This window comes from Amycolatopsis thailandensis (assembly GCF_042723255.1).
Classification (GTDB): domain Bacteria; phylum Actinomycetota; class Actinomycetes; order Mycobacteriales; family Pseudonocardiaceae; genus Amycolatopsis; species Amycolatopsis thailandensis.
In genome coordinates this window covers 38,486-63,037 of sequence record NZ_JBHXJK010000047.1, presented here as the reverse complement: position 1 = coordinate 63,037, position 24,552 = coordinate 38,486, and the positions used below count along the sequence as shown (strand labels likewise).

Sequence of the window (24,552 nt, the reverse complement as noted above, 5' to 3'; positions counted from 1 at the left end):
GTGCCGTGATCCCCGGTGCGCCCGCGCCGGTGGGCCCGGCCAACGGCGCGGTGCTCTACTTCCTGCTCAACGGTCAGCCGGTCCGGGTGCTGCGCCCGCTCGCCGGCGAACTGGCTCCGGCGAACCCCCTCGACCTGCTCGCCGCCGGACCGGACGAGAGCGAGCGTGAAAGGCGCTATACCAGCGAAGTCCCGTCCGGCACCGCGGTTCTCGACCAGACACCGGCGCCGAACGGTGTCGCGGTCACCCTGTCGATCGCCGTCGCCGGGCTGTCCGCCCGGGCCGTCGACCAGATCGTTTGCACGGTAAGGGACTCGGTCGGCGGGATCCCGCGGATCACTTTGCGGGGCGGAGGAACCGACCGCGGCCCGCTGTCGTGCCCCCTGCCCGGTTAGGAGTGGCCCGAATCACCGGTGTCGGTCCCTCGCTTTGTCCGGATTCGCCCGCTAGCTTAGGCAAGGCTAAGCAAATGGGACGTGGGGTGGTTGTGGCGTGGAAGGGATCGAGGGCAAGGTCGCGCTCGTAACCGGAGGCGCGCGCGGGATCGGCGCGGCCGTCGTGGACGGACTGGCGCGGGCCGGCGCGATCGTGGCGGCGGTGGACCTGACGGAAGGGCCTTCGCGGGACGGGGTGATCTCGTTCGTCGCGGACGTCGGGGATCCCGCGGCGGTGGCGCTGGTGGTCGAGCGGGTCGAACGGGAACTGGGGCCGATCGGGGTCGGGGTGTCCGTCGCGGGCGTGCTGAAACCGGGGTCCGTCTGCGAGACGAGCGACGAGGACTGGGCGGCGACTTTCGCGGTCAACTCCACCGGTGTCTTCACCGTGCTCCGCGAGATCTCCCGCCGGATGCTGCCCCGCCGGAGCGGCGTGCTGGTGACGGTCGGGTCGAACGCCGCGGGTGTCCCACGCACCGGGATGGCCGCTTATGCCGCCTCGAAGGCCGCGGCGACGATGCTGACCCGCTGCCTCGGCCTCGAACTCGCCGGCTCCGGAATCCGCTGCAACATCGTCTCGCCCGGCTCGACCGACACCGACATGCAACGTCTACTGTGGACGGACGAGAACGGCGCGGACCTTGTCATCGCGGGAAATCAGGAGCAATACCGCGTCGGCATACCACTGGGCCGGATGGCCGAACCGGCCGACATCGCCGACGCCGTCCTGTTTCTCGCCTCCGAGCGCGCGCGGCACATCACGATGCAGAACCTCTACGTCGACGGCGGTGCCACGCTTCGCGGGTGATCTCGATGACGCAACGAAGACTTTTCGGGTCCGTATGATTAGGTTAGGCTAACCGAAAAGGTGTGTCCGGCGCGTCCGGGGGGTCGCGTTCCGCGCCGGCGAAAGGCACTGCGACGTACCAAGAGTGCCTACCTGGTCAGTAGTATTTGCGAAAGGGAATCCTGTCGTGTCCTCACCTGCACCGGCCCGACCAAGGCCGGTCCATCAGGCGGCCGATCTGCTGGCGGCGTACCTGCCCGGATCGTTCTACTACTCGTCCGCTCGAGGATCGCTGCTCGCCGACGGGGTGTACTCCCCGGTCCACGCGGCGCCGGGCGAGCGTGCCCGTGCCGCCGCCGAAGTCCTCGACGCCGCGCTGGTCGCCGGAGTGCCCGAACCCGTGGTGGCCGGGGCGATCGGGTTCCGGTCCGACGCTCCGAGCAGCCTGGTGGTACCCGCCGTGGTGCGCCGGGCCGGCCCGCCGCGCGCCGGGGGACCGGTGGCGCCGCTCGGGGGCGGGACCTGGTCGGTCTCGCCGCGGCCGGCTCCGGAGGTCTACACCACTGCCGTCGCCAAGGCGCTGGACGAGATCCGCGACGGCGACCTGCGCAAGATCGTGCTGGCCCGCTGTCTCGACGTCACCGGCGGCGACCCCGTCGCCGTGCCGCGTTTGCTGGCCCGTCTCGTCCACGCCGATCCGGCGGCCCACGCCTTCGCCGTCGACGTCAGCGCGCCCGGGGATCCCGCGCCGCGCACCCTGATCGGCGCGAGTCCGGAACTGCTGGTCTCCCGCCGCGGCCGGATCGTCTTGGCCAATCCGCTGGCCGGTTCGCGGCCGCGGGTCGCCGACGACGCCGAGAACGCCCGCCGGATCAGCGATCTGCTGGCGTCCGAAAAGGACCGTCACGAACACGCCCACGTCGCCGCGCAGGTGGCCGAGGTGCTGGGCCGGTTCTGCGTCGACCTCGACGTTCCCGCCGAACCCGAGGTGATCGGCACGCCCACGATGTGGCATCTCTCGACCAGGATCAGCGGGCGGCTCGCCGACGCGGGCGACGCCGGTTCGTCCGCGCTCGGGCTGGCCGAAGCGCTGCATCCGACACCCGCCGTCTGCGGCGTCCCGACCGGACTCGCCCGCGACACCATCGCCGCGCTCGAACCCGAAGATCGCGGCTACTACGCGGGTCTCGTCGGCTGGACCGACCAGGACGGCGACGGCGAGTGGGTCGTCACCATCCGCTGTGCCGAGGTCCGCGACCGGACGGTGCGCCTGTTCGCCGGCGCCGGGGTCGTCGCGGGTTCCGACCCGGCGGCCGAACTCGCCGAGACCGGCGCGAAGTTCGGCACCATGCTGCGGGCGCTCGGTTTGGAGGGAGTGGCGTGAACCCGGATCACGTGCCCTGGCCACCGGAAACCGCCGCGCGTTACCGGGCCTCGGGCCACTGGCGCGGCCAGACCTTCGGCAAGTTGCTGACCAGCCTCGCCGAGGCCTACGCCGAACGCCTCGCCGTGATCGGCGAGACCGCGCGCTGGACCTTCGCCGAACTCGACGAGCGCGCGCACCGGCTCGCCGCCGGGTTCGCCGGAGCCGGGATCCAGGCCGGTGACCGGGTCGTCGTGCAGCTGCCGAACGTGCCCGAATTCGCGTCCGTCGTCTTCGGACTGTGGCGGGCCGGTGCGCTGCCGGTGTTCGCGCTGCCCGCGCACCGGGCCAGCGAATTGCGGCACTTCGCCGAACAGAGCGAGGCCGCGGCGATCCTCACCGTCGGCGAGCACGAACGGTTCGACCACGCGGGGATGGCGCGTTCCGTCGCGGCCGAAATCCCGTCGGTGCGGAACGTCTTCGTCGTCGGCACGGAGGAATTCGCCGTGCTCGAAGCGGCGACTCCGCGCGCCCTGCCCGACCCGGACCCCGCCGGTGTCGCGTTCCTCCAGTTGTCCGGTGGCAGTACGGGCTTGCCCAAGCTGATCCCGCGCACGCACGACGACTACCTCTACAGCGTCCGGGAAAGCGCCCGGATCTGCGGCCTGCGCCCGGAAAGCGTGTACCTGGCGGCGCTGCCCGCCGCGCACAACTTCCCGCTCAGCTCGCCCGGCCTCCTCGGCGCCCTGCACGCGGGCGCGGCCACGGTGTTCGCGCCGCGACCGGACGCCGACACCGCGTTCCGGCTGATCGAGGCCGAAGGTGTGACGATCACCGGGCTCGTGCCGCCGCTGGCCGCGGCGTGGGCGCAGGCGGCCGCGAGGACCGCCCGTGATCTGTCCACTTTGGACGTCCTGCTGGTCGGTGGCGCCAAGTGTGCCCGTGAACTGGCCGAGAAGATCGGGCCCGCGCTGGGCTGCCGCCTGCAGCAGGTGTTCGGCATGGCCGAGGGTCTGGTCTGCTACACCCGGCTCGACGATCCCGACGAGTACGTCCTCGCCACCCAGGGACGGCCGATCTCGCCGGACGACGAGATCCGCGTCGTGAACCCGGACGATCCACTGTCCACTTCGGACGACGTCGTCGCGCCGGGCGAGATCGGCGCGCTGCTGACCCGCGGGCCGTACACGATCCGCGGCTACTACCGCGCCGCCGAGCACAACAAGACCGCGTTCACCGAAGACGGCTTCTACCGCACGGGAGACCTCGTGCGGCAGCATCCGTCGGGACATCTGGAAGTGGTCGGCCGGGCCAAGGAACAGATCAACCGCGGTGGCGAAAAGGTGGCCGCGGAAGAGGTCGAGAACCACCTGATGGCCCACCCCGGCGTGCTCGACGCCGCCGTCGTCGCGGTGCCGGATCCGTATCTGGGCGAGCGCACCTGCGCCTACGTCGTCCCGGCGGCCGGTGCCGAGCCCGCCCCGGCGGAGCTGCGCCGGTTCGTCCGCGAGCGCGGGGTGGCGGCGTTCAAGGTGCCCGATCTGGTCCAGGTGGTGCCGGAGTTCCCGGTGACCGGGGTCGGCAAGACCAGCAAACGCGAGCTGCGGGTGGCGCTGGCCGCTCTGGCGAAGGAGAAGTGAACGTGTCACTGCCCAAGATCCAGTCGTACGCCCTGCCGACGGAGGCCGAGCTGCCCGCCGGACGGGTCGGCTGGAAACCCGATCCCGACCGCGCCGCGCTGCTGGTGCACGACGCGCAGCGGTACTTTCTCGCGCCGTACGAGGGATCCCCGATCCCGGAGATGGTCGCGAACATCGCCGCGCTGGCCGACGCCGCCCGTGCCGTGGGCGTTCCGGTGTTCTACACGGCGCAGCCCGGGCGCCAGGCCGCCGAAGACCGGGGCCTGCTCACCGAGTTCTGGGGCGACGGCATCGGCGCGGTCATCGAGGACGACCCCTCGGCCGCGGACGTGGTGGACGAGCTCGCGCCGAAACCGGGCGACATCGTGCTGACGAAGTGGCGCTACAGCGCGTTCCAGCGCAGCACGTTCACCGAACAGCTCGCCGAAGCGGGCCGGGACCAGCTGCTGATCACCGGCGTCTACGCGCACATCGGCTGCCAGGCCACCGCTGTCGAGGCGTTCATGCGCGACGTCCAGCCGTTCCTGGTCGGCGACGCGGTCGCGGACTTCTCCCGCGAACGCCACGACCAGGCCTGCGAGTACGTCGCCCAGCGCTGCGGCGCCCTGACCACCACGGCCGCCGCGATCGCCGCGCTGGCCCCGATCCACGCCGGAGCAGGTAAATGAGTCTCACCCCAGCGAAGATCAACGCCGACGTCGCCGAACTGCTCGGCTGCGACCCGGCCGAGCTGAAGCCGGAGACCGATCTCACCGATCTCGGCCTCGACTCGATGCGGATCATGGGCCTGGTCGAGCAGTGGCGCACCGAAGGCGCGGACACCCTGGAGTTCGCCGATCTCGCCGAGCAGCCGACCCTCGGCCACTGGACGCGGGTCCTCACCGGGAGCGCCGCGTGAGCCGCGCCGACCATCGCCACCGGCACCTCGAACGCATCGCCGAGGTGCGTGAGGGCGCGCACGCGGAGAAGGTGCCGTACCCGATCCGTGTCCGGCAGGCCGAAGTCGTGCGCACCGAGATGATCGGTTCCGGGCTGCTCCGCGTCACCCTCGGCGGGCCCGGGACGGCGGGTTTCGAGGCGCATTCGCCCGACGAACACGTCAAGCTCCTGTTCCCCGAGCTGGACGCCGAGCCGAAACTGCCGGTGCAGGACGGCGACATGCTGCGCTGGCCGAAGCCGTCGCCGACGTCGCGCGAGTACACGGTCCGCCGGTACGACCCGGCTTCCGGCGAACTCGATCTCGACGTGGCACTGCACGAGGGCGGTCTAGGTTCCGGCTGGGCGGAGAAGGTCACCCCCGGCACGCCGGTGCACGTCGCCGGCCCGCCCGGCGGGCTGATCGTGCCGCACACCTACGACCGCTACCTGCTCGCCGGTGATCTCACCGCGCTGCCCGCGATCGCGCGCTGGCTCGAAGAGCTGCCGCGCACCGCCGCGGGATGGGCGTTCATCGAGGTCACCGACGCGAGCGAGGAGATCGCGCTGTCCGCGCCCGAGGACGTCGAGGTGCACTGGCTGCACCGGGGCGACGTCGCGGCGGGCGCCTCCGACGTACTGGCGCGCGCGGTCCGGACGATCGAGGTCCCGGCCGGGGAACGGCTCTACGCCTGGGTCGCCGGGGAAGCGGGACAGATCAAACCGCTGCGCCGCTGGCTCAAGAACGACCTCGGGCTCGGCAAGGACGACCACGACGTGACCGGGTACTGGAAACGCGGGGTCGCCGACTTCGACGACGAGCACGACCACTGATCCCCACCCAGAAGAAAAAACGAGGAAAACCCATGCGCACCACAAGAACTCGCCGGCTCACCGGAGCGCTCGCGCTCGCGTTGACGGTCGCGACCGCGGCCACCGCCTGTGGCTCCGGCGAAGACGGCAAGGCGGCCGAAGGCGGTCAAACCAGGGTGTTCGCGGCCGACAACGGCCAGATCACCATCCCGGTTTCGCCGAAGCGGGTCATCGCCACCGGCTACGCCGTGCCCGCGCTGCTCGAAGCCGGCGCGCCGCTGGTCGGGGTGTCCAGCTGGAAGCGCGGCATCCCGCTGTTCAACGAGCAGGAGCGCAAGAAGTACGACGAGCTGGCGAAGGTCGCGGGCGAGGCGGCTTCGGAGACGAACTACGAGGCGATCGCCCAGGCGGATCCGGACCTCATCGTCATCGGCGTGCCGAAGCCGGTGCTGGCCGACATCGACATCAAGCGGCTCGAAGCGATCGCCCCGGTCGTGGCGATCGGCCCGTCCGTGCCGTCGATGTGGCGTGACCTGTCCCGCAAGCAGGCCGACGCCGCCGGCGCGGCCTCCGGGTTCGACGCGCTCAAGACCGCGTACGACACCAAGGCCAAGGGGCTGGCCGAGAAGTACAAGGCCGTGGTGCCGCAGCTGAAGCTGGGTCACGTCGGTGCCTACGGCGAGGTCGCCAAGGGCAACTTCCAGCGCGAGTTCAACGGTTCCTGGGGCACCAACATCGCCCAGGACGTCGGCGCCACCTACTACGGCCAGGTCAAGGTCAAGGGCGGCGGCTCGAAGGACGTCAGCGAGTACCCGTCGATCGAAGAGCTGTCGACCGCGTTCGCCGAGGCCGACGCGATCACCTACTCGGTCAGCGCCGACGGTTCCGTGCCCGCGCCGGTCAAGTACGTCCTCGACTCGCCGCTGTGGAAGGAACTCCCCGCGGTGAAGGCGGGCAAGGTCTACCCGTTCCGCTACACCGAGGCCGCCACCTACCGGGCCGCGACGTCCACTTTGGACGCCGTCGACCAGGCGTTCGCGCCGCTGCTGAAGAAGTGACCACCACCGGGCGGGCCGCGCTGCTCGGCGCCGCACTGCTCGGGCTCGTCGTGGTCGCCGTGCTGAGCGTCGGCATCGGCGCGCACGCCATCGCCCCCGGCGAGGTCGTGCGCGCCCTGCTGGGCGACGGGAATCCGAGTGACCGGGCGGTCGTCCTGGACATCCGGATGCCGAGGGCGGTACTCGCGATCGGGGTCGGCGCGGCGCTCGCCGTCGGCGGGGTGCTCGTGCAGGCCCTGTCGCGCAACGCCCTGGCCGAACCCGGCGTGCTCGGCGTGACCGCCGGGGCCGGGTTCGCCATCGCGGTGGGGTCCTCCCTCGGTCTCGCCGCGTCGGCGCCGGCCGAACTGGGCCTGGCCGTGGTGGGCGCCGTCGGCGCGTCGGCGTTGGTGTACGCCGTCGGCAGCCGGTCGCCGCTGCGGCTGGTGCTGGCCGGGACCGCGCTGAGCGCCGTGCTGCTCGGCCTGACCCTCGGCCTGCGCCTGCTGTTCCCGGACACCTTCGACGTCTACCGGTTCTGGTCGGTGGGTTCGCTGGCGGGCCGGGAACAGGCGCCGACCACGGTCCCGCTGATCATCATCGGCCTGTCCCTGCTGGGCGCGTTCGCGGTGAGCCGTCACCTGAACGCGATCGCGCTCGGCGAGACGGTCGCGCACACGCTCGGCGCGAACGTCGCCCGGGTCCGGACGGTCACGTTGCTGCTGATCACGCTGATGGCGGGCGCGGCGACCGCGCTGGCCGGGCCGATCCTGTTCGTCGGGCTGATCGTGCCGCATCTGGTGCGGCGGGTGGCCGGCGCGTCGATCCCGTGGCTGATCGCGTTCGCCGCGCTGCTCGGCCCGGTCCTCATGCTCGCCGCGGACGTCGGATCCCGGGTCCTGCTGCCGACCGGCGAGGTCCCGGTCGCGATCGTGACCGCGTTCCTCGGCGGCCCGGTGCTGATCTGGGCCGTCCGCAAATACGGGGCGGCGCCGCTGTGACCACTGTGAAAGAAGCGACCGCGCTCGTCGTGCGGCGCGGGCGGTTCTCCGCTCGCATCGAACGCCGCACACTCTGGTTCCTGGTCGCGATGCTCGTGGTCATCGCCGGGCTGACCCTGCTCGGGCTCTGCTACGGCGCGGCGTGGGCGAGTCCCGCCCGCGTGTTCGCCGCGCTCACCGGTTCCGGTGGCGGCCCCGGCGTGGTCATCCGCGAATGGCGCCTGCCGCGCGTCCTGGCGGGGCTCGTCTTCGGTGCCGCGCTCGGGCTGGCCGGCGCGATCTTCCAGAGCATCACCCGCAACCCGCTCGGCAGCCCGGACGTGATCGGCCTCGACGCCGGCGCCTACACCGGCGCGCTGTTCGCGATCACCGTGCTTTCGGGGACGTCGACGCAGCTGACGATCGGTTCGGTGCTGGGCGGGGTGGTCACGGCGGCCGTCGTGTACGCGCTGTCGCTCGGCGGCGGGCTGTCCGGGTTGCGGCTGATCGTCATCGGCATCGCGATCAACGCGATGCTGATGGCGTTCAATTCGTGGATCGTGTTGCGCGCCGAACTCGAGATCGCGATCGCGGCGGTCGGCTGGAACGCCGGTTCCCTCAACGGGGTCGGCTGGGACGACGTCGCCATCCCGTTCGGGGTGCTCGCGGTGCTGTTCGCCGTGCTGTTCACCCGGGCACCGGCGCTGCACCAGGCCGCGCTCGGCGGCGCGCTGGCGGTCACCACCGGTGTCCGCTGGGACCGGCTGCGGCTGGTCCTGGTGCTGATCGGCGTCGGCTGCACCGCCACGGTCACCGCCGTCGCCGGGCCGATCGCGTTCATCGCGCTGGCGGCACCGCAGATCGGGCGGCGGCTGGCCCGCACGCCCGGGATCGGACTGCTGCCGGCGGCCCTCACCGGCGCCGTGCTGCTGACCGGTGCCGACCTGGCCGCCCAGATGCTGCTCGCGCCGGAATCGCTGCCGGTCGGTGTGGTCAGCACCGTGATCGGCGGCGGCTACCTGATCTGGCTGCTCACCAAGGAGGTGCGGCGCACATGAGTGCCCGCTTGACCGCGCGGGAACTGACCCTGCGCTACGGCGACCGGATCGTGTCGACCCGGCTGAGCCTCGACGTGCCCGACCGCGCGTTCACCGCCGTCGTCGGACCGAACGCGTGCGGCAAGTCCACCTTGCTGCGCGCGTTCGTCCGGCTGCTGAATCCGGCGAGCGGCGAGGTGCGGCTCGACGGGAAGAACGTCGGTTCCTTCCACGGCAAGGGTTTGGCCCGGGAACTCGGTTTCCTGCCGCAGGACCCGGTCGCGCCGGAGGACGTCCGCGTCCGGCAGCTGGTCGCGCGCGGCCGGTTCCCGCACCAGTCGCTGTTCGCGTCGTGGTCCGAAGAGGACGAACGCGCGGTGATCGAGGCGATGACCGCGGCCGGGGTGGCGGGACTGGCCGACCGGCCGGTGCAGGAACTCTCCGGCGGACAGCGTCAGCGCGTGTGGGTGGCGCTGGTGCTGGCGCAGAAGACGCCGTACCTGCTGCTCGACGAACCGACGTCGTTCCTCGACATCGCGCACCAGTACCAGCTGCTGAACCTGCTGGCGCGCCTGCGTGACGAGGGCCGCACGGTGATCGCCGTCCTGCACGACATCAACCAGGCCTGCCGCTACGCCGATCACCTCGTCGCGTTGCGGGACGGCCGGATCGTCGCCGAGGGCGCGCCCGCCGAGATCGTCGACGCGGAGCTGATGAAGGAGGTCTTCGATCTCCCCAGCGTCGTCGTGCCCGACCCGGTGACCGGAACCCCGATGGTGGTGCCCTCATGCTGAACCTGACCGGAGCCCAGCTGGGCATCTGGACCGCGCAGCGCCTCGAACCCGATTCGCCGTACTACGTCGTCGGTGACGTCGTGGAAATCACCGGCGATCAGCCGGTCGACCTCGGCGTGCTCACCGAGGCGATCCGGGCGACCGCGGAGGAGGCCGACAGCCTGCGGTTGCGCGTCTTCGAGACACCGGACGGCCCCCGCCAGCAGGTCTCCACGGAACCGCTGCCGTCGCCGGACGTCGTCGACCTGAGCGGTGAGGCCGATCCGGAGACCGCGGCGCACGCGCGGGTGGAGGCGGAACGGCGCCGCGTCGCCGAGGCCTGCCGGGGCATGCTGGACCGGCCGCTGTTCGCCCATCTCGTGCTGCGGCTGTCGGAGTCGCGGGTGTGGTTCACCCAGCTCGGGCACCATCTGGTGTTCGACGGCTACACCGCGGCGATGCTCGCGCGCCGGACGGCGGCCCGCTACACCGCCTCGGTCCAGGGTAAGGACGTGCCGCCTTCGACGTTCGCCCGGTTCGCCGATCTCGTCGAGGCCGACCGCGACTACCGCGCGAGCGAACGGTTCGAGCAGGACCGCGAGTACTGGCGCGAACGGTTCACGCCGCTGCCGGATCTCGACGACGGTGGCAGCGCGTCGGGTCCGCCCGAGAACACGGTGACCGCGCGGTCGGTGCTGCCCGCGTCAGATGTGGCGCGCCTGCGTGAACTGGGCAAACGGGCCGGAACGACCTGGGGCGACGCGCTGATCGCCTGCTACGCCGCCTTCCTGCACCGCGTGCTCGGCTGGACCGACGTCGTGTTCGCGATGCCGTTGATGTGCCGCGAAGGAGCGGCGTTGCGGACCCCGGCGATGGCGGTCAACGTGCTGCCGCTGCGGGTCACGGTGCTCCCGGAGGATTCGGGGACCGACCTGACCGCGCGAGTCGCGGGCGCGCTCAAGGAGATGCGCGCGCACCAGCGTTACCGGGGCGAGGACCTGCCGCAGGATCTCGCGGTCCCCGGCGCCGGAGCGCTGCTGCACGGCCGCGGCATCAACCTCAAGGCGTTCGACCTGAAGCTCGACTTCGCGGGCTCGCACGGCGTCATGCGCAACGTCGCGGGCGGTCCGCCGGAGGACATGGGCCTGTCCGTGCTCCCGACCTCGGACGGGGGACTGCTGCTCGGTTTCGAGGTCGACGCGCGGACCCACGACCAGGCCGCGGTCGACGCCAAGCTGACCGCGCTGCGCTGCCTGATCACCGCGCTGACCGAACCGGACGGCCCGGTCGTCGGCGGCGCGGACCTGGTCCCGGCGGGGGAGCGGGACGCGCTGCTGGAGGCATGGTCGACGCCCGCGCCTTCCTCGGACCTCGCCGGTGTGCCGGAATTGCTGGCCGGACTCGACCCGGACCAGACGGCCTTGGTGTCCGGTGACGAGCGGCTGACCGGCGGCGAACTCGTCACCCGTGTGCACCGGCTCGCCCGGGCGTTGCGGGCACGCGGTGTCGGGGCCGACGACGTCGTCGCGCTGGCCTTGCCGCGGTCGGCGGATCTCGTCGTCGCCCTGCTGGCGGTGCTCGACGCCGGAGCCGCGTTCCTGCCGCTGGATCTCGCCCATCCCGTCGAGCGGTTGCGGGAACTGGCGGCCGAAGCCGGTGCCGTGCTCACCGTGGCCCACGATCCGGAAATCGTGCCGGGGCCGCAGTTGCTGCTCGGCGAAACCGATCTGTCCACACTGGACTCAACGCCGCTGGAGATTTCGCGGCATCCGGAACATCTCGCGTACGTCATCTTCACCTCCGGTTCGACCGGCCGCCCCAAGGGTGTCCTCGGCCGGGTCGGCGGCCTGGCCACGTTGCTGCGTCATCACCGCGCGACCACGGTCGCCGAGACCGAACGCGCCGCGGGCAGGCGGCTGCGGGTCGCGCACACCTACTCGTTCGCCTTCGATTCCGCGCTCGATCAGCTGATGTGGCTGCTGTTCGGGCACGAACTCCACGTCTACGGCACCGACGTCGCCCGTGACGCCGACGAACTGCTGGCCGCGTTCGCCCGGGACCGGATCGACGTCGTCGACACCACGCCGTCGATGGCCGCGCCGCTCGTCGACGCCGGACTGCTCGACGGGCCGGACCGGCCCGCGTTGCTCGTCCTCGGCGGCGAAGCGACTCCGCCGGCGCTGTGGCGCCGGGTCGCGGAGTCCGGTGTCCGTGCCCGCAACATGTACGGCCCGACCGAGGCCACCGTGGACGGTGCCGGATCCTGGCTGGACGCCGGGGAACCGACCATCGGGACCGCGGTACCGGGGACTTCGGTCCGGGTGCTCGACGCCGCGCTGCGCCCGGCGCCCGCGGGTTCGCCGGGCGAGCTGTACCTCGCCGGACCGCATCTGGCGCGCGGCTACCTCGGGCGTCCCGGCGCGACCGCCGAGCGGTTCGTCGCCGATCCGTTCGGCGCGCCCGGCGACCGGATGTACCGCACCGGGGACCTCGTCCGCTGGGTGCCCGGTCGCGGGCTGGAGTACCTGGGCCGCCGCGACGGTCAGGTGAAGGTGCGCGGCCACCGCGTCGAACTCGGCGAGGTCGAGGCCGCGCTGGCCGCCGTTCCCGGTGTGCGCGCGGCCGCCGCCGCCGTGCGAGGACCGAGGCTGGTCGGGTACGTCGTCGGCGAGGTCGTCCCGGACGAGGTCCGCGCCGAACTGGCCGGGCGCGTGCCGGAGCATCTAGTCCCCGCCGCCGTGGTCCTGCTCGACGCGCTTCCCTTGACCCCCAACGGGAAGATCGACCGGATAGCGCTGCCCGCCCCGCGCGCGGCGGCCGGGCGGACCGCGGCCACCGACCGCGAACGGCTGCTGTGCGCGACCATCGCCGAGGTGATCGGCGTCGATGAAGTCGCGGTCGACGACGACTTCTTCGCGCTGGGCGGCGACAGCATCACCGCGATCAGCGTCAGCAGCAGGCTGCGCGCGCACGGCCTCGACCTGCGCCCGCGTGATCTGCTGGCCCGCCGCAGTTTCGAGGCGCTCGCCGCGGCGAGCGCCGAGATCGGCGGTCCGGTGGCCCCGCCGGACGAGCCCGACGGCGTTGTCCCGGCCCCACCGATCGTTCGCGCGCTTCTCGACCCGCATCCGGACGTCGCGACGGTCGCCGGCTACACGCAATGGACCGCGATCCGGCTCGGCGAGGACCTTCCGCCCACCCTGCTGATCGAGGGCGTCCAAACACTTCTGGACCATCACGACGTCCTCCGTCTGCGTTCAGAGGACGAACTGCGCGTCCGCGAGCGCGGCGCGGTGAAGGCGTCCGACGTCGTCATCGAGACGACCGGTGACCCGGCCGAGGTCGCGGCGGAACTCGCGGCGTCGCTCGACCTCCGGACCGGGGTGCTCCGGGTCGCGCTGCTGCCGGACCACCTCGTGATCGTGATCCACCACCTGGCGGTCGACGGTGTCTCTTGGCGCGTCCTCCTGCCGGACCTGCGTGCGGCCTGTGCGGGCGAACCACTCGAACCGGTCGGGACGTCGTGGCGACGGCACGCGCTTCTCCTTGCCGAGCAGGGGGAATCCGGCGCCCGGCGCGGAGAACTCGACCACTGGCGCGGCGCGCTCGACGGTCCGCGTCTCGGCCACCGGCCGCTGGACCGGGCCGCCGACACGGTCGCGACCGCGCGGCGTTCGGTCACCGTCGCCTCGCCGGAACAGACCGACGCGGTGCTCACGAGCCTGCCCGTGGCTTATCGCGCCGGACCGGACGACGTCCTGCTCGCCGCGCTCGTACTCGCCCTCCGGTCGTGGCGGGACGCCCCGGTCGAGGCGGAAACCGTGTCCCTCGAAGGACACGGCCGGGACCAGGACGGCCTGGACCTGTCGCGCACGGTCGGCTGGTTCACCGCCGAGCATCCGCTGCGCGTGCCCGCCGCGGCGGTGGCGGCGAGCACCGATTTCGACAGCGCGTGCGCGGGCGGCGACGCGGCAGGAAAGCTGCTGCGTGCCGCCAAAGAAGCCAAGCGCGCCGTGCCGGACAACGGGATCGGCTTCGGTGTCCTGCGGTATCTGGACCCGCTGACCCGGGACGAGCTCGCCGCCGTCCCGCCGCCGGACGTCGTCCTGAACTACCTCGGCCGGTTCGCGGCCCTGCCGGGGACGGGCTGGCGGCTACCGGAGGAGGACCCGTTCGCGGTCACCGAACCTGAGGCGAAGTCGCTGGAACAGGTACTGGCGCTGAACTGCTTCGTCCGGGAGGACGGCAGTCCCCGGCTCGCCGTCGAGTGGACCGCGGCCAGTGAAGTGCTCGACCCTGAGAGCGTCGAGGCCCTCCAGGAAGCGTGGTCACGAGCACTGGAGGCTTTGGCCGCGCACGCCGCCCAGATCGGACCGGACGGCGGCGGTCTCACGCCGTCCGACCTGCCGCTGGTCGGCTTGGACCAGGCCGATATCGACGCGCTCGAACGCCTGGGCCGCGTCGAGGACGTCCTGCCCGCGACCCCGTTGCAGACCGGGCTTTCCTTCCACACGCTGGCGCGGGGCACCGAAGACACCGACGTCTACGTGGTCCAGGCCGTCACCCTGCTCGGCGGCGCGCTCGAAGCCGACCGCATGCGTGAAGCCGCGGCGGAAGTGCTGCGGCGGCATCCCGCGCTGCGTGTCCACCTGCACACCACCGACGCGGGCGAGGTCGTCCAGGTCGTGCCCGCCGACGTCACGCTGGACTGGCGGTCCGCGAGCGTGTCACCGGAGCAGGTCGAGGTCGAGTGCCGTGCCGAGCTGGCCCGGCCCTTCGACCCGGCGACCCCGCCGCTGATCCGGTTCCTGCTGCTGACGCTGAGCCCGGACGAGCACCGCTTGGTGCTCACGAACCATCACGCGCTGCTCGACGGCTGGTCGATGCCGCTGGTGGGCCGCACCCTGCTGGCCACCTACGCCGAACTCGGAGGCGGCCCGGCGGCCCCCGTCGCCCCGCCGCTTTCCGAGTACCACCGGGTCCTCGGCGACCGTGATCCCGACGCGGCGTTGGCGGCGTGGCGCGAGGCGCTGGCCGGGCTCGACGAAGGCACGCGGCTCGCCCCGGCGAGCCTGGAGTCCACTGTGGAGCGTCCGGAGCGCGTCACCGTGGAACTGGGCGGAGAGTTCAGCGAGCGGTTGCGAGCCTTCTCCCGTGAACGCGGGATCACCCCGACGACGGTCTTCCAGACCGCCTGGGGCGTCCTGCTCGCCAGGCTGACCGGCCGCCGCGACGTCGTCTTCGGCTGCCCGGTGTCCGGGCGCCCGGCCGACGTCCCCGGCGTCGAGCGCATGATCGGGCAGCTCGGCAGCACGATCCCGGTGCGCGTGCGATTCGACGCCGCCGACACCGCGAGCACCGTGCTGGAGCGCGTGCACACCGAAAGCGTCCGGCTCACCGATCACCACCACACCGGGCTGCCGGACATCCAGCGCGCGGCCGGTGTCGGCGACCTGTTCGACACGATGCTGGTGATGGAGAATTTCCCGCTCTCCAGCCGCGCCCGCACCACCCTGGCGCCCGGCCTCGATCTCGTCGGGGTCGACATCACCGACGCCACGCACTATCCGCTCACGGTGATCGTGCTGCCGGGCGACGAGTTCACCGTCGGCCTCGGCTACCAGCCGCAGGCGTTCACCCGCGACGAGGCCGAGTCCTACGGCCGCTGGCTGCGGGCCGTACTGCACGAGATCGTCGCCGATCCCGCGCGACCGGTCTCCCGGCTGCGCGCGCTCGACGCCGACGAAGAACGCGCCATGCTGCGCCTCGGCGAAGGGCCGGAACCCCGCCGTGAACGCGGCGGCATGCTGGCGGAGTTCGGCCGCTGGGTCCGCGAGACCCCGGACGCCGAAGCCGTCGTGTGCCGCGATCGCAGCCTGACCTACACCGAACTGGACCGCCGGGCCAACCGGCTCGCGAACACCCTGATCGACGCCGGGGTGAAGCCGCAGGACCCGGTCGCGGTCCTGCTGCGCCGCGACGTCGACCTCGTGGTCGCGCTGTTCGGCGTGATCAAGGCGGGCGCGGTGCACGTGCCGATGGACCCGGACTACCCGGCCGATCGGCTGGCGTACATGCTCGGCGACATCGAGCCCGCCGCCGTCGTGTCCACTTCGGACATCGAGGATCTTCCGGTGATCCATCCGGATCAACTGTCCACTGAGGACACGGATCCGGCCGTCCCGTTCAGCGATGACGCGCTCGCCTACGTCATCTACACCTCCGGCACCACCGGCAAACCCAAGGGCGTGGCGGTACCGCATCGTGGCGTCCCGAGCCTGATCGCGTTGCAGGAGGACATCGTCGGGATCGGGACCGCCGAGCGGTACCTGCATTTCGCCTCGACGAGTTTCGACGTCGCCTTCTGGCAGTTCATGCTGCCGCTGCTGTCCGGCGGGACCTCGGTGATCGCGCCGGAGGAGGTGCGCGTCTCCGGCGACGACCTGCTGGCCTACGCCGCCGAGCACCGCGTCACCGGGCTCAACCTCCTGCCGTCGTTCCTGTCCGCGATGCCGGACGACGCGACCGTCGACCCGGACGTGTTCTTCGTCGTCGGCGCCGAACGGCTCGACCCGGAGCTGGCGCGGCGCTGGGGAAACCGGCGGGCGCTGTTCAACGCCTACGGCCCGACCGAGGTCACCATCAACTCGGTCACCTGGCATTACGACCCGGCCGACCCCGGACCGCTGCCGATCGGCCGACCGGACCCGGAGGTCCGCGCGTACGTGCTCGACGGAGGGCTGCTCCCGGTCGGGACGAACGTCACCGGTGAGCTGTACCTGGCCGGGCCGAAGCTCGCCCAGGGCTACGTCGGCAGGGCGGCACTGACCGCCGAACGGTTCGTCGCGGATCCGTTCGGGCCGCCGGGGGAGCGGATGTACCGCACCGGCGACCTGGTCCGCTGGCGGCCGGACGGGCAGATCGTCTTCCTCGGCCGCGCCGACCACCAGGTCAAACTGCGCGGCTTCCGGATCGAACTCGGCGAGATCGAGACCGCGCTGACCGCGCACGACGACGTGCGCGCCTCCGCGGTGATCGTCCGCGAGGACAGGCTGGTCGCGTACGTCGTTCCTGTGGACGGCACGGAACCCGAGCCGGCCGCGCTGCGCGAGTACCTCGCCGCGGAGCTGCCCGCGTACATGGTGCCGACCGCGTTCGTGCCGCTGGACCGGCTTCCGCTCGGCCCGAGCGGCAAACTGGACCGGGCCGCGCTGCCCGCGCCGGAGGCCCGCTCCGACGGCGGACGGGAACCCGCCACCCCGGCGGAAGCCGTGCTGCTGCGCGTGGTCCGCGACCTGCTCGGCCCCGATGTAGGCCTGGACGACGGTTTCCTCGACGCGGGCGGGGACAGCATCGCCTCGCTGCGGGTGGTGTCCCGCGCCCGCCGCGAAGGGCTGCACCTGACCGCGCGCGACGTCTTCGAAGGCGGCACGGTCGCCGGGATCGCCGCGCGCTGCGGCGAACCCGAACGGTCCGAGGAAGCCCACGCGGTCGGCGACGCCCCGCTCACGCCGATCATGCGCGATCTGTTGCTGCGCGCGGGAAAGGCGGCCGACGGGTTCTGCCAGTGGGTCGAGATCTGTGTGCCTTCGGCGGGCGACGTGCCCCGCTGGCGTTCGGTGCTCGACGCGATCCTCGCCCGCCATGACGTCCTGCGGGCACACCTGGTCGAGGACGCGCTGCGCGTCCCGGATGTCGGGGCCGTGACCGGCGCCGACGTGCTGACCGCGGTCCGGGTGTCCGGCGATCCGCGCACGGTGCTGGACGCGGAGGCCGGCCAGGTCGTGGCGCGGATGGACCCGCGCACCGGGCCGTTGTTCCGCGCGGTGCTGGCGGACGTGGGCGACGAGCGGCCGGGACGGTTGCTGCTGGTGGCCCATCACCTGGTCGCCGACGCGGTGACCTGGCGGGTGCTGCTCGACGACGTCGAACAGGCCTTCCACGGCAACACCCCGCACCGGCGCGGGCAGTCCTTCCTGGGCTGGGCGCGATCGCTGCGGGCGGCCGCTCCGCATCGAGAGGACGAATTGCCGTACTGGCGCGGAATCTCTTCGGCGCCGGTTGCCACGCTCGGCCGTACCCGGCTCGATCCGGCGCGGGACACCGTCGCGACCGCGCGGCATCACCGGATCGACGTCGGCGCGGACACCACCCACGCCGTGCTCACCGCCCTGCCGACGGCCTACCGCACCGGCCCGGACACCGTGCTGCTGACGGCGCTGTCCCGCGCGGTCGCGGCCTGGCGCGGGACCGACGCCGACCTGCTCGTCGCCGTCGAGAGTCACGGCAGGCCGGGGCACACCCCGGACTTCGCGGGTACGGTCGACCTGGCGCAGACCGTGGGCTGGTTCACCGCCGTGCACCCGGCGCGGATCGCCCCGCCCGCCGGACCGTTGCCGGACGCGCTGAGGGCCGTCCGCGATCACCTGCGTGCGGCAGGGGACGGCCTCGGCCACGGAATCCTCGGCGTCGAAGGGCCCCGGCCCGAGATCGCCTGGAACTATCTCGGCCGCTTCCCGGCGGCCCCGGTCACGGAAACCCCGTGGCAGCGCCCGCCGGACGCCGATCCGCTCGGTTCGGGCGGTGGCCCGGAAATGCCGCTGCCGTACGCGCTGACGGTGAACGCGATGGTCCCCGACGGCGGCACCCTCGGCGTCCGCTTCACCTGGCCGTCCGCGCTGTTCACCGAGGACGAGATCGTCGTGCTGGGCGAGCACTTCGGCCGCGCGCTGGACGAACTCGCCGCCGACGTGCCGGGGCCCGGCGAGGTCATGCCGCTGACGCCGTTGCAGGAGGTGATCCTGCGCGAGTCCCGGACCGCGGAAGAAGATCCGTACCCGGTGCAGGCCGCGTTCACGCTGTCCGGTGACCTCGACGTCGAGGCACTGCGGGCCGCTGCCACCGCGTTGGTGCGGCGGCAGCCGAACCTGGGCGCCGTGTTCCCGCCGTCGCACGAGGTCCAGGTGATCCCCGCTGAGCCACGTGCTGGTTTCCGTGTGTGCGAAGTGTCCGAATTGGACACAGCGGACGCCGCGCTGGACGAGGAGCTCGCGGAGCCGTTCGACCTGGCGAACGGGCCGCTGTGGCGCGTCACCGTGCTGCGGCACGGGCCCGGCCGTCAGACTCTCGTGCTGACCAGCCACCATCTGCTGTCCGACGGCTGGTCCGCGCCGCGCATCCTCGGTGAGTTGTTCGCGTTGTACGCGGGGAAGCCGCTGCCGGATCCGGTGCCGCCGACCCGGTACACCCGCCTGCTCGCCGCTGCCGATCACTCGGCGGACGTCCGGGCCTGGCGATCGGAACTCGAAGGTCTTCCCGAAGGTGACCACCTGCCGCGCACCGGCGGCGCGGCCGGACCCGCGCTGTTCACCGTGGACGGTCCGCTCGTCGCGGAACTGACCAGGCTGGGCGCGGCACGCGGGTTCACGGCCAACACCCTGTTGCAGGGTGCCTGGGCGGCCGTGCTCGCGACCCACGCGGGACGGCCGGACGTCAGCTTCGGCGTGATGACCTCGAACCGGACGTCCGATGTGGACGGTGTCGAGGAGATCATCGGCCTGCTGGCCAACAGTGTCCCGGTCCGCGCCCGGTTCGCCGGGACGGTCGCCGAGACCCTCGCGGACCTGCAAGCCCGGCAGCAGGCGATGGCCGGGCACCACCGGATCGGCCTGCCCGAACTCGCGTCGCTCGCCGGGCGTGAGCGGCTGTTCGACAGCCTGCTCGTGTTCGAGAACTACCCGGTGGATCCGGCGAAACTGCGCGAACCCGCGCCCGGCCTCACCGTCACCGGGACGAGGTTCCGCGAACGGACGCACCATCCGGTGAGCGTCACCGTCGTCCCGGGCGAGGACGGCTGGGAAGGTGTCCTGTACGCGGGGGAGGCTCAGCCGTTGGCCGACGACCTCGTCCGGTTCCTCCGGGAGCTGCCGTCGTGGCTGGACGGCGACGCGGCCGGGTTCGTGGGGAAGCGGTGACCGCGCGCCCGATCGACGCCGCGCTGTGGCGCACGGCGGCCGTGCTCGTGCTCGGCACCTTCATGGCGACCTTGGACAGCACGATCGTCTCGGTCGGCGTCGACACCCTCGCCGAGGAGTTCGGCGCGCCGGTCACCGGCGTCCAATGGGTGACCACGGCGTACCTGCTGGCCGTGGTCACCGCGGTGCCGGCGTCCGGCTGGCTCGCCGACCGGTTCGGCGGCCGCCGCGTCTGGCTCACCGCCGTCGCCGTGTTCCTGCTGGCGTCCCTGCTGTGCGCGCTGGCGCCGACCTTGCCCGCGCTCATCGCCTTCCGCGTCCTGCAAGGGCTCGCGGGCGGCCTGTTGCCACCGACCGGTCAGGCGCTGCTGGCGCGGGCCGCCGGCCCTGACCGCATCGGCCGCGTGATCAGCGTCGTCGGTCTCGTGCCGCTGTTGTCGCCGGTGCTCGGCCCGCTGGCGAGCGGCACCATCCTCGCCGTCGCGGACTGGCCGTGGTTGTTCTACGTGAACCTTCCGGTCGGCGTGGTGGCCGTGATCCTGGCCCGGCGCTGGGTCCCGGCGGGCGAGCCGGGCGGCCGGGGCGACCGGTTCGACTTCCGTGGCGCCCTGCTGCTTTCGCCAGGACTCGCGGTGCTGGTGTTCGGGCTGACCTGGTTCGAACAGGGGAGCCCGGTGGTCGCCGGGCTCGCGGTCGCGGCGGGTGTCGTCATGCTCGCGGCGTTCGTCCGGCACGGTCTGCGGGCCGAGGCGCCACTGCTCGATCCGCGGCTGTTCACCCAGCCGCCGTTCGGAGTCGCCGCGCTCGCGCTGGTGCTGCTCGGCGCGTCCGTGTTCGGCACCATGTTCCTGCTCCCGCTCTACCTCCAGCGCGGCGCCGGCCTGTCCACTTGGGACACCGGCCTGCTGCTGGTGCCCCAGGGCATCGGCGCGGCGGCCGGTTCGGTACTGGTGAACCGGCTCGTCGACCGGATCTCGCCGCGCACCCTGGTGCTGAGCGGGATCGGGCTGGTCGCCCTCGGCACCGCGTCCTTCACCCAGCTCGGCGCCGGTCTTCCGGACTGGGTGATCGTGGTTTCCCTGCTGCTGCGCGGTTTCGGCGCGGCGCTGATCGGCGCGCCGGTGATGACGATCGTCTACCGCCGGGTCGAACCCGCCCGGCTGCCCCGCGCGGCCGGGGCGCTGAACCTGCTCAACACGCTCGGCGGCTCGATCGGCACCGCGGTGCTGGCCGTGGTGCTGCAGGCCCGGCTGGCCGCGCGCGGCCCGGACGTCGCCGCGGCCTTCGCCGACGCTTTCTGGTGTGTTCTCGGCCTCGCCGTAGTGGCGGTCGCCGGTGCGACGCGGCTGCCCCGGGCCGGGGTGGCCGCCCCCGACAAGAAGAGAGGTCACGCGGATGCCTGACCAGGACACCCTGCCCAGCCCGGCCGAGGTGGCCATGAGCGACGTCGTGCCGGACGAGATCGCCCGGCACCGCGAAACCGTCGCCGACGTCCTCGCCCGGCGCGACTCGCGGTTGCTCGTCGTCGTGGGTCCGTGTTCGGTGCACGACACCGACGGCGCGCTCGAGTACGCGCACCGGCTCGCCGCGGTGTCCGGGCGCTTCGCCGACGACCTCGTCCTCGTCCTGCGCGCCTACCTGGAGAAACCGCGCACGATCGCGGGCTGGACCGGTCTGGTGCCCGACCCCACCCTGGACGGCAAGGGCGATCTCGCGTCCGGGATCCGGCTCGGACGGCGGTTCCTGGCCGACGCCGCCGCGACCGGACTGCCGCTGGCCTACGAGTTCGTCGACCCGTTCCTGGCGCCCTACTTCGCGGACACGATCAGCTGGGGCGCGATCGGCGCGCGGACCGTGGCCAGCCAGCCGCACCGGCAGCTGGCGTCGTGGCTGCCGATGCCGATCGGCATGAAGAACTGCGTCTCCGGGCGGCTGGACACGGCCGTCGCCGCCGTCCGGTCGGCCGCGCTGCCTCACGTGTTCCCCGGCGCCGCGGCGGACGGGCGAGCGCGGATCCAGCGCAGCACCGGCAACCCGGATGCCCACCTCGTCCTGCGTGGCGGCCCGAAACCGAACCATCACGCCCACGCCGTCGCGGACGCCCTCGACGCGCTGACCACCGCCGCCCTGCCGCACCGGCTCGTCGTCGACGCCTCACACGGCAACAGCGGCAAGGACCACAACCGGCAGCCCGTGGTCGTCGCGGATCTGGCCGATCAGATCTCGGCGGGCAACGACGCGCTGGCCGGGGTGATGATCGAGTCGTACCTCTCGGACGGCAGGCAGGACGTCGGGTCCACGCGGCCGCGTCCCGACCTGAGCATCACGGACGCCTGCCTGGGCTGGGACCGGACGGTGCCGCTGCTGGAATCCCTCGCCTGCGCGAACGCGGTGCGACGCCTGAGCGCCCCTAGGAAGGCCGGCGTTCTTTAGCGGTACTCGTGTGATCAGGCACGTGACTCGCGTGCTTGGGCACGTGACTCGCGTGCTTGGGCACGTGACTCGCGTGCTTGGGCACGTGACTCGCGTGCTTGGGCACGTGACTCGCGTGTTTGGAGACCGAACTCGCGTGTGCGGCTTTCAAGCACGTGAGTTCCGGCTCTGATCACGCGAATTCCGTGCCCAAGCACGTGAATGCGGTGTCCAGTCACGAGGCCTAAAGGGCTTCGAGGGCTTTCGTCATCTCCGGCACCAGTTCGTCGCCCATCTTCTCGAATTGCCGCTTCAGGAAGGGGTCCGCGAGTTTCGCCAGTCCGTGGAACTCGATGGTGGCGTGATAGCTGATGGTCGTCGTGCCGTCTTCTTCAGTCACCGTCAGATCGTCCGTGGATGTGGCTGTCTTGTTGTCGCCGACGAACACGATCCGGCCCGGCTCGAGCCGTTCGAGGCGATAGGTGAGTTCGGTCTTCTTGCCGCGGAACTCGGACACGTTGTGCCACTGGGTCCCGACGACGATCGGGCCGGTGTCGGCCCGGGTGCAGGACACGGTGCCGGGGTCCCACGCCTCCGCGTGCGCGAAGTCCTTCAAATAGTCGACGACGGTCTGGGCGGGGGTGCGGACGGTGATCGTCCGGTGCACGTGAACCACCATCCAAACGGTACGCACCCGTACCGCGCGCCGCAGTGTGGCCAGATCACGGACGGGGGGGAAGGTTCCCTTCACGTCACGTCCGCAAGGGTTCCGGTGTCCTGAGCAGCGCTGCGGAATGTCCTGAAGGGCCCCTTCAGAACACGACGTCGAGACACCGAACCTCAGGTGTCCCCGATGTGGCATTGGAGACGCTCAACGTCCCCAATGCCACATTCGGCGCACACCTCGACTGCACGCCACGTTTGCCTTACCCCTCAAGAGAACCGCGCACGCATGAAGGCCCCCTTCCTGTACCTAGGCGCAAGGAAGGGGGCCTTCATGTACTTGAAGCGGGTGGGGAGCTACTTCTTCCAGGTGATCGGCTTGTCCTTGTACCCGTCACCGTCGCCGAAGGTCGCGCCGCCGACCTCGTCGCCGTCCTTGACGGCCTGGAGCGCACAGGTCTCGAAGGTCGCGCCGACGGTCTTGAAGTCCTTCTTCGCCGTCTCGGACTGGCACTTCGGGGTCTCGCCGGTGATGATCACGCCGGTGCTCTTGCCGTCCGTGCCCACCGCGCGCAGCCGCACCGAGCTGTAGGTGAGGTCCGTGCCGCCGACGTTCTCCACCGACAGCCGGATGTACACCGGGGTCATGCCCTTGGCCTTGTCACCGTAGGCGGCGAGGTCTTCCTTCGCGCCCAGTTCGATCGCCTTGACCGTGATCGCGATGGTGCCGCTCTTGTCGTTGCCGTACTTGAACGGCACGACGGCGCGCTCGCCGACCTTCAGTTCGCTGCCCGGCGCGGTGGCGTCGGCGTTCGACACCGGGACGGTGCCGCTGGTCGCGGGCGAGGACTCGGCGGCCGACGACGTCGGAGCGGGCGCGGGGGAGGGAGCCGGGCTGCCACCCTCTTCCTTGCCGCCGCAGGCGGAAAGCAGCAGCACGGCCGCGCAGCCGGTGGCGAACAGGGCGATACGGTGGGACTTCATGAATCTCCTCGGACTTTTCGCCGGGTCGGCTCCGGCGTATACGCCAGGCACCGTAATCGACAGCGGAGTACACCACCGTGGTCCGTTCGCACCACGGGTGATCACGATTCGATTACGCTGATCGGCCCAGCTGTGGTTACTTCTTCCAGGTGATCGGCTTGTCCTTGTATCCGGCGCCGTCGCTGAAGGTCACGCCGCCGACCTCGCCGCCGTCTTTGACGCCCTGGGTGTCGCAGGTCTCGAAGGTCGCGCCCTTGGTGGCGAAGTTCTCCGGCTCCTCGCCTTTGCAGGCCGGGGTGCCGCCGGCCATGATCACCTTGGTGCCCTTGCCGTCCGCGTCCACCGCGCGCAGGGACACGTCGGCACCGGAGAGGTCCGTCCCGCCGACGTTCTCGATCACCATCCGGACGTACACCGGAAGCGTGCCTTCGCCCTTGTCCTTGAACTTGGCGAGGTCTTCCTTCGGCCCGATGTCGATCGACTTGACGGTGATGGCGATGGTGCCGGACTTCTCGGCGTACTCGAACGGGACGACGGCGCGTTCGCCGACCTTCAGTTCGCTACCGGGTGCCATGGTGCCATCGGCGTTGACGGTCTTCCCGCCCTCTTCTCCGCACGCGGAGAGCAGCAACGCGGCGGCGCAGCCGGTGGCGATCAGGGCGGTACGGGCGGACTTCATCGATCTCCTCGGACTCCTCGCCGGATCGGCTCCGGCCTGCGCTACGCAGGGTAATCACCCC

General features: G+C 71.8%; 17 protein-coding genes. 14 read left to right on the top strand and 3 right to left on the bottom strand.

Annotated elements, in window-relative coordinates:
• The 14 genes from ACFWMR_RS20390 to ACFWMR_RS20325 form a co-directional block, all read left to right on the top strand.
• Nucleotides 1–395 (top strand): GerMN domain-containing protein (locus ACFWMR_RS20390; RefSeq protein ID WP_378379477.1); only part of this gene is annotated, 395 nt, incomplete at its 5' end.
• A 97-nt stretch (nt 396–492) separates the two neighbouring features.
• The gene (gene dhbA, locus ACFWMR_RS20385; RefSeq protein WP_378379476.1) at nt 493–1,242 is read left to right on the top strand and encodes a 2,3-dihydro-2,3-dihydroxybenzoate dehydrogenase; all 750 of its coding nucleotides are present in this window, start codon (nt 493–495) and stop codon (nt 1,240–1,242) included.
• 166 nt (nt 1,243–1,408) lie between these two features.
• Complete coding sequence (locus ACFWMR_RS20380; RefSeq protein ID WP_378379475.1) at nt 1,409–2,605, top strand: isochorismate synthase; 1,197 nt, start codon at nt 1,409–1,411, stop codon at nt 2,603–2,605.
• On the top strand, nt 2,602–4,224 hold the full coding sequence (locus ACFWMR_RS20375; RefSeq protein WP_378379474.1) for a (2,3-dihydroxybenzoyl)adenylate synthase: 1,623 nt from the start codon (nt 2,602–2,604) through the stop codon (nt 4,222–4,224). The genes ACFWMR_RS20380 and ACFWMR_RS20375 overlap by 4 nt, the downstream gene beginning before the upstream one ends.
• Nucleotides 4,221–4,892 carry an isochorismatase family protein gene (locus ACFWMR_RS20370; protein WP_378379473.1) on the top strand — a complete coding sequence of 224 codons (672 nt, stop codon included), beginning with the start codon at nt 4,221–4,223 and terminating at the stop codon, nt 4,890–4,892. The genes ACFWMR_RS20375 and ACFWMR_RS20370 overlap by 4 nt, the downstream gene beginning before the upstream one ends.
• Entirely contained in the window at nt 4,889–5,122 is a 234-nt protein-coding gene (locus ACFWMR_RS20365; RefSeq protein ID WP_378275217.1) for a phosphopantetheine-binding protein, read from the top strand. Before ACFWMR_RS20370 ends, ACFWMR_RS20365 begins: the two co-directional genes overlap by 4 nt.
• A complete protein-coding gene (locus ACFWMR_RS20360) occupies nt 5,119–5,973 on the top strand; it encodes a siderophore-interacting protein (protein WP_378379472.1) in 855 nt (284 codons plus the stop codon). The genes ACFWMR_RS20365 and ACFWMR_RS20360 overlap by 4 nt, the downstream gene beginning before the upstream one ends.
• Nucleotides 5,974–6,005: 32 nt before the next feature.
• Nucleotides 6,006–7,010, top strand: a complete 1,005-nt coding sequence (locus ACFWMR_RS20355) for an ABC transporter substrate-binding protein (protein ID WP_093937294.1) — start codon at nt 6,006–6,008, stop codon at nt 7,008–7,010.
• Nucleotides 7,007–7,990 carry a FecCD family ABC transporter permease gene (locus ACFWMR_RS20350; protein ID WP_378379471.1) on the top strand — a complete coding sequence of 328 codons (984 nt, stop codon included), beginning with the start codon at nt 7,007–7,009 and terminating at the stop codon, nt 7,988–7,990. Before ACFWMR_RS20355 ends, ACFWMR_RS20350 begins: the two co-directional genes overlap by 4 nt.
• Nucleotides 7,987–9,027 carry a FecCD family ABC transporter permease gene (locus ACFWMR_RS20345; protein WP_378379470.1) on the top strand — a complete coding sequence of 347 codons (1,041 nt, stop codon included), beginning with the start codon at nt 7,987–7,989 and terminating at the stop codon, nt 9,025–9,027. The genes ACFWMR_RS20350 and ACFWMR_RS20345 overlap by 4 nt, the downstream gene beginning before the upstream one ends.
• A complete protein-coding gene (locus ACFWMR_RS20340) occupies nt 9,024–9,800 on the top strand; it encodes an ABC transporter ATP-binding protein (protein WP_093932285.1) in 777 nt (258 codons plus the stop codon). Before ACFWMR_RS20345 ends, ACFWMR_RS20340 begins: the two co-directional genes overlap by 4 nt.
• A complete protein-coding gene (locus ACFWMR_RS20335; RefSeq protein ID WP_378379469.1) occupies nt 9,794–19,753 on the top strand; it encodes an amino acid adenylation domain-containing protein in 9,960 nt (3,319 codons plus the stop codon). The genes ACFWMR_RS20340 and ACFWMR_RS20335 overlap by 7 nt, the downstream gene beginning before the upstream one ends.
• Nucleotides 19,750–21,156, top strand: a complete 1,407-nt coding sequence (locus tag ACFWMR_RS20330; RefSeq protein WP_378379468.1) for a DHA2 family efflux MFS transporter permease subunit — start codon at nt 19,750–19,752, stop codon at nt 21,154–21,156. The genes ACFWMR_RS20335 and ACFWMR_RS20330 overlap by 4 nt, the downstream gene beginning before the upstream one ends.
• The gene (locus ACFWMR_RS20325) at nt 21,149–22,186 is read left to right on the top strand and encodes a 3-deoxy-7-phosphoheptulonate synthase (RefSeq protein WP_378379467.1); all 1,038 of its coding nucleotides are present in this window, start codon (nt 21,149–21,151) and stop codon (nt 22,184–22,186) included. Before ACFWMR_RS20330 ends, ACFWMR_RS20325 begins: the two co-directional genes overlap by 8 nt.
• Nucleotides 22,187–22,409: 223 nt before the next feature.
• Here the strand turns inward: ACFWMR_RS20325 and ACFWMR_RS20320 are convergent, their stop codons facing one another.
• The 3 genes from ACFWMR_RS20320 to ACFWMR_RS20310 all read right to left on the bottom strand — a co-directional run bounded on the left by ACFWMR_RS20320 (nt 22,410) and on the right by ACFWMR_RS20310 (nt 24,491).
• On the bottom strand, nt 22,410–22,841 hold the full coding sequence (locus ACFWMR_RS20320; RefSeq protein ID WP_378379466.1) for an SRPBCC family protein: 432 nt from the start codon (nt 22,839–22,841) through the stop codon (nt 22,410–22,412).
• Nucleotides 22,842–23,185: 344 nt separating this feature from the next.
• Nucleotides 23,186–23,812 carry a hypothetical protein gene (locus ACFWMR_RS20315; protein WP_093935925.1) on the bottom strand — a complete coding sequence of 209 codons (627 nt, stop codon included), beginning with the start codon at nt 23,810–23,812 and terminating at the stop codon, nt 23,186–23,188.
• A 136-nt stretch (nt 23,813–23,948) separates the two neighbouring features.
• The gene (locus ACFWMR_RS20310; RefSeq protein WP_378277181.1) at nt 23,949–24,491 is read right to left on the bottom strand and encodes a hypothetical protein; all 543 of its coding nucleotides are present in this window, start codon (nt 24,489–24,491) and stop codon (nt 23,949–23,951) included.
• Nucleotides 24,492–24,552 lie beyond the last annotated feature (61 nt).

Bases quoted from the DNA above. Each gene is read 5' to 3' on its own strand.
- ACFWMR_RS20365 (WP_378275217.1), top strand. From the start codon at position 4,889: ATGAGTCTCACCCCAGCGAAGATCAACGCCGACGTCGCCGAACTGCTC.
- ACFWMR_RS20355 (WP_093937294.1), top strand. From the start codon at position 6,006: ATGCGCACCACAAGAACTCGCCGGCTCACCGGAGCGCTCGCGCTCGCG.
- ACFWMR_RS20340 (WP_093932285.1), top strand. From the start codon at position 9,024: ATGAGTGCCCGCTTGACCGCGCGGGAACTGACCCTGCGCTACGGCGAC.
- ACFWMR_RS20335 (WP_378379469.1), top strand. From the start codon at position 9,794: ATGCTGAACCTGACCGGAGCCCAGCTGGGCATCTGGACCGCGCAGCGC.
- ACFWMR_RS20325 (WP_378379467.1), top strand. From the start codon at position 21,149: ATGCCTGACCAGGACACCCTGCCCAGCCCGGCCGAGGTGGCCATGAGC.
- ACFWMR_RS20315 (WP_093935925.1), bottom strand. From the start codon at position 23,812: ATGAAGTCCCACCGTATCGCCCTGTTCGCCACCGGCTGCGCGGCCGTG.
- ACFWMR_RS20310 (WP_378277181.1), bottom strand. From the start codon at position 24,491: ATGAAGTCCGCCCGTACCGCCCTGATCGCCACCGGCTGCGCCGCCGCG.